Source organism: Candidatus Hepatincolaceae symbiont of Strigamia maritima (genome assembly GCF_055505085.1).
Map to the genome: position 1 here is coordinate 1 of NZ_DBKDTU010000180.1, position 6,838 is coordinate 6,838.

A 6,838-nucleotide genomic window follows, 5' to 3' on the forward strand; every position below is an offset into this window, starting at 1 on the left:
TATGAATTTCTCTCTGATTATTAGGGCGTATTTTTAAGATATTATTCAGAGTTTGCCTTAGTAAACTCTTAGAGTAGTTAATATTCATAGCCAATATACGATAGATATTAATAAGAGCCAAGAAACCGTTAGAAGCTTTCCATCCAAAAGCCCTAATAAAAAGGTGGGTACCATTTGCTAGTTCCTAAGAGCTAACAGGGACAGTCCCCAGGATGAAAATATCGACTTTGTGAAACGCTTCTTCACGAATTGTTTCCCAGCCCAATTATATTATAGCACTTTTTTAAGATAAAATAAGATTATTTTTATTGCATATAATCTTCAAGCTTAGCAAGATTATTTTTAATATATTTAATCTTCTTTTTTAATATATTAATTTCTTCTTCTTGCAGAGTATTAGCTTGCAACACTTCAGGATTCATAGTCTGATTTAATTCTGAGATTTCTCCCATTAAAGCTAATGATAGAAATAAAAATAATTTTTCTTCGCCTAAACTCATTAAAAATATAGGATTACTATCTTTAAGATCTTTAATTTTAGTATTAAGATCTTGTGCTAATTTTTTAACACCGAGTTCTTCTCCTTGTGTACACCCTATTTGATAAATTTTAGAATTAATTTCTACTTCAACAACCGGCATTTTGTATAACCTTATTAAGTATCATTAGTATTTAGATTTTGTAATTCTCTTACAATAACTTCCACAGACCTAGAAATATCCTCTAGTAAATTTCTGTAATTAACAAGTGTAGTTTTCAAATTATGATTTTCTCTATACAAAGATTCCACTTCTTGTTGAGGAACAGTATCAAAAAAATCCGGCATCATTTTAGTTTCATACAAATATTGTGCTTTTTCAGCAAGTTTTATAATATGTTGTTGTACTTCTTCTAATTCCTGAAGTTGTTGTTTTATTAAATATGCCACTAATCTTTAATCCTTTATTGTATCAGATTCATTCAAGCTAATTATACTACAAAAAATTAATTAATTTAAGTTGTTTTCTCAATCTTTAATTAATAATTGAATTATAGCCTTTTTTATAATACTATTAAAGTAGTAATTCTATTATATAATTAAGGAGAAATAAAAATGAGCATTCGTGTTGCTATTAACGGTTTTGGGAGAATTGGCAGATTAACTCTTAGGGCACTAATTGAAAATAACAGAACTGATATAGAAGTTGTAGCAATTAATGATTTAGGCTCTGCTACAATCAATGCCCACCTATTAAAGCACGACTCTGTTCACGGTATTTTAAATGCTAAAGTAGATACAACCAGTGATACTACTATGTTGGTTAACGATAAAGAAATTAAAGTATATGCTGAAAGAGATCCTAAAAATTTACCCTGGGGTGAACTTAAAATAGATGTAGTATACGAATGTACTGGTATTTTTACTTCAAAAGAAAAAGCATCACTACATTTAGTTGCCGGAGCTAAAAAAGTATTAATTTCAGCTCCTGGTGAAAATGCAGACCTAACAGTAGTTTACGGAGTAAATCATACTAAATTAACTAAAGAACATACTGTGGTATCTAATGCCTCTTGTACTACTAACTGTTTGGCTCCTGTGGTTTATGTATTAAATAATAGTTTTGGTATAGAAAAAGGGTATTGCACTACAATACATTCTTATACTGGAGATCAGCCTTTATTAGATACTTTTCACAAAGATATGAGAAGAGCTAGAGCTGGTGCTTTGTCTATGATTCCAACCTCCACCGGAGCTGCCAAAGCAGTAGGATTAGTTTTACCAGAATTAAACGGTAAGTTAGATGGTTCTGCTATTAGGGTGCCCACTCCTAATGTTTCTTTAATTGATTTTACTTTTGTATCAAAAAAATCTCTAACAGTAAAAGAAGTTAATGATGCTATGATTGTTGCAGCTAATGGCAACCTTAAAGGCATTTTAGCAGTTAATAACGAACCTTTAGTATCTTGTGATTTTAATCATAATGCTTATAGTTCTACTTTCGATTTAACGCAAACTCAAATTTTAGATAATAATTTTGTAAGAGTTCTTGCTTGGTATGATAATGAGTGGGGTTTTTCAAACCGTATGGGAGACACTACCGTAGCTATGATGAGAGTTTAATTAATGTTATAATTAGGTTAAGGGTTAGAATATTAGTGTATTCTAACCCTTTTATATTAAAATGATTAACTTACACATTATTAATTCTACTAAAGAACTACATGAGTTTATCAAAACTCCTACTTCTTCTAACTCTGTTATACTAATTTTTTCTATATATTTTCTCTCGAACTTAGGGTTAAGATTAGCTTTAGAATATATTAACTATCATCTCCCTAAAGACATTATCTATGCCTATGATTGTGCTAATAATTTAGGTTTTGCTACTCAATTACTAGTAGAAGATGCACCGTATCTTATTTATCATAATCCTAAGAATTTGCTTAACCTAGGTAATTCTAAAATATTTGCTAATAATTCTGCTTTTTATGAATTCTTTACTAATTAATTTTATAAAATTACGATAAGGTCTTGCTTTTAAAGAAATAAGTTGCTAACTTTAGGATATAATTTATTCAAGAATAACCCATAAGGAAGTATAATGAAGATATCTGGCAATGCTGTTCGTCCGGGAATGATTATTCAACATAATAATAAGCTTTATAAAGCTATAAGAACTCAGCATACTAAACCAGGTAAAGGGGGAGCTTACCTACAGGTTGAATTAAAAGAATTAAAGGGAAATATTAAGATTTATGAACGGTTTAGGTCTGCGGAAAGTGTAGAAAGAGTAACTCTAGTGCAACAAGAATTTCAATTTTTATATAAAAATAACTCTATATTGGTTTTTATGAATAAAGAAAATTTTGAACAAATTAACATAGCAGAAACTGAAATCCCTGAAGAACAGTTGCCTTATTTAAAAGAAAGTTTAGAAGTATTAATTGAATTTTTTGAAAATACTCCTATAAATATTATTTTACCTAAAAGTGTTGTGTTAGAAGTCATTGAAACTGAAGCAACCCTTAAAGGACAAACCGTATCTTCTTCTTTTAAACCAGCCATCTTAGAGAATAAACTTAAAGTTATGGTACCTACCCATATTGATGCAGGCACTAAGATTTTAGTTAATACTGAAGATACTTCTTATATGGAACGAGCTAAAAAATAAGGTCCCTACAATGAGTTATTCACCCCTTTTAAATATTTTATCTATTGCTGTGAAAAAAGTTGCACATAATATAATTAGAGATTTTAATGAATTAGAATTTTTACAAAAAAATTTACCTTCTGCTCAAAACTATATGGCACAATCTATTGAAAGAATAGAGAATTCCCTTTATAAGGATTTGGGTCAGTTTCGTAATCGCTATAGTTTTATTTTAAATACTCACGGCAAAATTGAAAATACTGATACTTCTAATTATTTTGTAATCAACGGAATTGTGGGTAAGAAAAATTTTTTAAGAGGAATTCCTAATTTTGCCGTGTCTATAGGTGTAAAACGAGATGATTTACCCTATGCAGGAGTAATTTATAATCCTTTAATTAATGAATTATTTTTAGCAGAAGATAAAATAGGAACTTATTTTAACAGCAGAAAAATCAGAATAGACGCAAATTCCTCAGAAAATATTTCTTTAATTGCTACAGATACTAAAGCTTTTCAAGAAATTAATTCTAAATATGACATTCAAATTAGCAATGCTCCTATTATGGATTTATGTTATTTAGTAGCTCATAAAATAGATTTATGTTATTATAAACAAACCTTTAATTATAATAATCTTATAGCTGCTTTAGCTCTTGTAAATACTGCTAACTTTCACACTACATTTTCATTAGACAAGGATACTAACTTAGTTACTGATTTGCAATGCTCTAGGAGTTTGTTGAATAATGATATTTTCCTCTCTTAATAAATTGGTACTACTGCCTGTTTTAAGTATTATTATAATATTTTTAGTAGTTTTCTTGGGAGTAAGCTCAAGCAACGCTACTACTTGTGAAAGACCTATTATTTATGAAAAGATTTACCCCCAAGAATTACCGGTGACTTGTAAAATTAATAGTAAAAATCAAGTATTAACTTACATTAATCAAAAAGAGATAATAAATCAAAATTATACTAAACCTACGCATTTAGGTAGAAAACCTAAATCTCAACCCATTAGTAGTAGCAATTTAGCAACACAATAATGTAATCTGAGGAGAAGAATTTATGTTTTGGTTATTTATTATTATGTTAATTGATACCATAGGATTTGGGATTATTTTACCTATTTTACCTGTTTTTGCCCTAAAAATGGATTTAAATTCCTATCACATTGGAATTCTAACCGGTATCTTTTCATTATTCCAATTATTAACTACCCCTTGGTTGGGGTGGTTGAGTGATAAAATAGGTAGGAAACTTATTATAGTAGGAAGTTTATTTTTGCTAGGTATTTCTTATATTTTTACAGCTAATGCTACTTCTTTTACAGTACTATTAATGGCAAGAGCCTTATCAGGAGCTTTTACCGGAAGCTTTCCTGTGGCTTTAGCCAGTGTTGCTGATTTATCTACTGATAAAAACCGTACTAAATTAATGGGGCTTATGGGTACTGCTTACGGTATAGGATTTATTTTAGGACCTGTAATCGGTGGTTTATTATCCGGCGGAGAACTTAGTACTGCTACTTTTGATTTACCATTTTATATTGCAGCTATATTTACTCTTGCCGCAGCAGTATTAAGTACTATTTTTTATAAAGAAACTATAAAATATAAATCTACTAAGAACATGCATCTTATAACAGAGCTACGCTTATTATTTAAAAATGGTCAGATTCTAATGTATTTTATTATTTTTACCTTTATGCTGTTTGCTTATTCCGGATTACAAACTTTTTTAGTTTTATGGGGAGCCAAAGAATTTCAATTATCTCCTTTATCTTTAGGAATTATTGGAACTTATTTTGCACTATTTGTAGCTATCACTCAAATTATTGCTCCGTATCTAATAAAAGAAAATCCTAGCATTCTCTTAGGCTTTAGTTTAGCTATTTTGGCAGCAAGTTTATTATTAGTGTACCCAAAACATTTGTATTTAGTTGTTATTAGTATTTCTGTTTTTGCTATTGCTTTAGGTTTATTATTACCTAACATTAATTCTAAAATTTCTGTTACAGCACGCAAACAACAGCAGGGATTTGCCTTAGGAATTAACCAATCAGGGGCAATTTTAGGACAAGTATTAGGTCCATTCATTTTAGGAATAGTCTATGATTATTCTATTTTTTATGTTTTTCTAATTATCACCTTAAGTTTAACTTGTGCTCTACTCCTCAGTTTGAAGCTGATTCTTTTTAAAAAGTAATTGACTTTATTGGAGGATATCTACTAAGCTTTTAAGAAAACAAACAATTGATATATGAATTGGGAAAATATGAATACACTATATTATGGTGATAATCTTGATATTCTAAAAATTTTAACTAAAGAGTACCCCCAAGGATTAGTAGACCTAATCTATATAGATCCCCCCTTTAATAGCAATAGAAACTATAATATTCTCTTTCAAGATTTAATAACAAATGAGGAAAACGGTGCAAAAAATAAAGCCTTAAAAGAAGCTTTTGTTGATACATGGAGTAATGTAAATTTAAGTGAAGAATTAGACGATTTAATGTCTTATACTGATAATATCAGAATTTACAGATTCTTAACCTTAAATAGAGAAATATTTACTAATGCTCAGATGAGCTATCTTACTATGATGGCTCATAGAATCTACTATATGCATAAAATTTTAAAAGATACCGGGAGTTTTTATTTACATTGCGACCCTACCATGAGTCATTATTTAAAGATTTTACTGGATATCATCTTTGCACAGAAAAACTTTAGAAATGAAATAGTTTGGTGTTATAGGGGTGCAGGATATCCAAAGAAGGATTTTGGAAAACGGCATGATATAATTTTAAAATATTCAAAAACTAGTGATTATTTATTTAACCTAGATCAAATACGCATCCCTTACGCAGAAGAAACTATAAAAAGATTTGCCTACAAAATCGGAAATAAAAGGAAAGGTATAGATTTTGGAAAACAAGAACTACACCCTTTAGGCAGACATCCTGATGATTGGTTCTCTGATATTCAACCCATTGCTCCTTCAGCCAAAGAACGTCTAGGCTACCCCACCCAAAAGCCAGAAGCACTTTTAGAACGCATAATTAAAGCCAGCAGTAATGAAGGCGATATTGTAGCAGATTTCTTTTGTGGGTGCGGTACTGCCGTAACAGTTGCTGAAAAACTAAAGCGTACTTGGTTAGGGGTTGATATTAACCACTTAGCTATTTCTTTAATTGAGGCAAAGCGGTTAACCCCCCTTAAGGCTATTTATGAAGTAATAGGCTTTCCTAAAGATCTTGCAGGTGCAGAAAAACTAGCTACAACCCATAAATATAAATTTGAAGAATGGATAGTTGAATATAAATTTCAAGGACACAAAACTAAAAAAACTGGTGACGGCGGAATTGACGGGCATATAGCCTATAATATTAGAAGTGCCTTACAAACTACTAAACTTATGGCAGTAATAGAAGTTAAAGGCGGGAATATTAACATAAACCAAATTAGAGCTTTTAAAGATTCTATAAATAAATTTAATGCTGATTTTGGAATTTTTGTAGGGTTTAAAAAATATTTTACAAAGGGTATGTACCAAGAAGCTGATACACTAGGATTTATAGAGGAATATCATCTAATAAAGTTAAGAAAAATATATATTATAACTGTTGAAGATTTATTAGCAAATAATCTACCTAAGGATTTTACTAATATTACTTATTAAGATATTAAACTATATTT

Annotated in this window: 9 protein-coding genes and 1 other RNA gene; 7 read left to right on the forward strand and 3 right to left on the reverse strand. The window is 29.8% G+C overall.

What is annotated here, in order from left to right; translation table 11 throughout:
- Positions 1-110 precede the first annotated feature (110 nt).
- The 3 genes from ssrS to ACQCX0_RS04900 all read right to left on the reverse strand — a co-directional run bounded on the left by ssrS (position 111) and on the right by ACQCX0_RS04900 (position 928).
- Positions 111-266, reverse strand: a non-coding RNA gene (ssrS, locus tag ACQCX0_RS04890) — 6S RNA.
- A 39-nt stretch (positions 267-305) separates the two neighbouring features.
- On the reverse strand, positions 306-641 hold the full coding sequence (locus ACQCX0_RS04895; RefSeq protein ID WP_462563048.1) for a cell division protein ZapA: 336 nt from the start codon (positions 639-641) through the stop codon (positions 306-308).
- Positions 642-655: 14 nt separating this feature from the next.
- The gene (locus ACQCX0_RS04900; RefSeq protein WP_462563049.1) at positions 656-928 is read right to left on the reverse strand and encodes a hypothetical protein; all 273 of its coding nucleotides are present in this window, start codon (positions 926-928) and stop codon (positions 656-658) included.
- 165 nt (positions 929-1,093) lie between these two features.
- Between ACQCX0_RS04900 and gap the strand changes: the two genes are divergently transcribed.
- The 7 genes from gap (at position 1,094) to ACQCX0_RS04935 (ending at position 6,821) form a co-directional block, all read left to right on the forward strand.
- Entirely contained in the window at positions 1,094-2,101 is a 1,008-nt protein-coding gene (gene gap / locus ACQCX0_RS04905; protein WP_462563050.1) for a type I glyceraldehyde-3-phosphate dehydrogenase, read from the forward strand.
- Between the two features lie 61 nt (positions 2,102-2,162).
- Positions 2,163-2,489, forward strand: a complete 327-nt coding sequence (locus ACQCX0_RS04910) for a hypothetical protein (protein WP_462563051.1) — start codon at positions 2,163-2,165, stop codon at positions 2,487-2,489.
- A gap of 93 nt (positions 2,490-2,582) precedes the next feature.
- Positions 2,583-3,152 carry an elongation factor P gene (gene efp / locus ACQCX0_RS04915; protein WP_462563052.1) on the forward strand — a complete coding sequence of 190 codons (570 nt, stop codon included), beginning with the start codon at positions 2,583-2,585 and terminating at the stop codon, positions 3,150-3,152.
- Positions 3,153-3,162: 10 nt separating this feature from the next.
- The gene (locus ACQCX0_RS04920; RefSeq protein WP_462563053.1) at positions 3,163-3,900 is read left to right on the forward strand and encodes an inositol monophosphatase family protein; all 738 of its coding nucleotides are present in this window, start codon (positions 3,163-3,165) and stop codon (positions 3,898-3,900) included.
- The gene (locus ACQCX0_RS04925) at positions 3,881-4,180 is read left to right on the forward strand and encodes a hypothetical protein (RefSeq protein WP_462563054.1); all 300 of its coding nucleotides are present in this window, start codon (positions 3,881-3,883) and stop codon (positions 4,178-4,180) included. Before ACQCX0_RS04920 ends, ACQCX0_RS04925 begins: the two co-directional genes overlap by 20 nt.
- A gap of 22 nt (positions 4,181-4,202) precedes the next feature.
- On the forward strand, positions 4,203-5,342 hold the full coding sequence (locus ACQCX0_RS04930; RefSeq protein WP_462563055.1) for an MFS transporter: 1,140 nt from the start codon (positions 4,203-4,205) through the stop codon (positions 5,340-5,342).
- A gap of 69 nt (positions 5,343-5,411) precedes the next feature.
- Entirely contained in the window at positions 5,412-6,821 is a 1,410-nt protein-coding gene (locus ACQCX0_RS04935; protein ID WP_462563056.1) for a DNA methyltransferase, read from the forward strand.
- Positions 6,822-6,838 lie beyond the last annotated feature (17 nt).

Bases quoted from the DNA above. Each gene is read 5' to 3' on its own strand.
- gap (WP_462563050.1), top strand. From the start codon at position 1,094: ATGAGCATTCGTGTTGCTATTAACGGTTTTGGGAGAATTGGCAGATTA.
- ACQCX0_RS04930 (WP_462563055.1), top strand. From the start codon at position 4,203: ATGTTTTGGTTATTTATTATTATGTTAATTGATACCATAGGATTTGGG.
- ACQCX0_RS04920 (WP_462563053.1), top strand. From the start codon at position 3,163: ATGAGTTATTCACCCCTTTTAAATATTTTATCTATTGCTGTGAAAAAA.
- ACQCX0_RS04935 (WP_462563056.1), top strand. From the start codon at position 5,412: ATGAATACACTATATTATGGTGATAATCTTGATATTCTAAAAATTTTA.
- ACQCX0_RS04910 (WP_462563051.1), top strand. From the start codon at position 2,163: ATGATTAACTTACACATTATTAATTCTACTAAAGAACTACATGAGTTT.
- ACQCX0_RS04895 (WP_462563048.1), bottom strand. From the start codon at position 641: ATGCCGGTTGTTGAAGTAGAAATTAATTCTAAAATTTATCAAATAGGG.
- ACQCX0_RS04925 (WP_462563054.1), top strand. From the start codon at position 3,881: ATGATATTTTCCTCTCTTAATAAATTGGTACTACTGCCTGTTTTAAGT.
- efp (WP_462563052.1), top strand. From the start codon at position 2,583: ATGAAGATATCTGGCAATGCTGTTCGTCCGGGAATGATTATTCAACAT.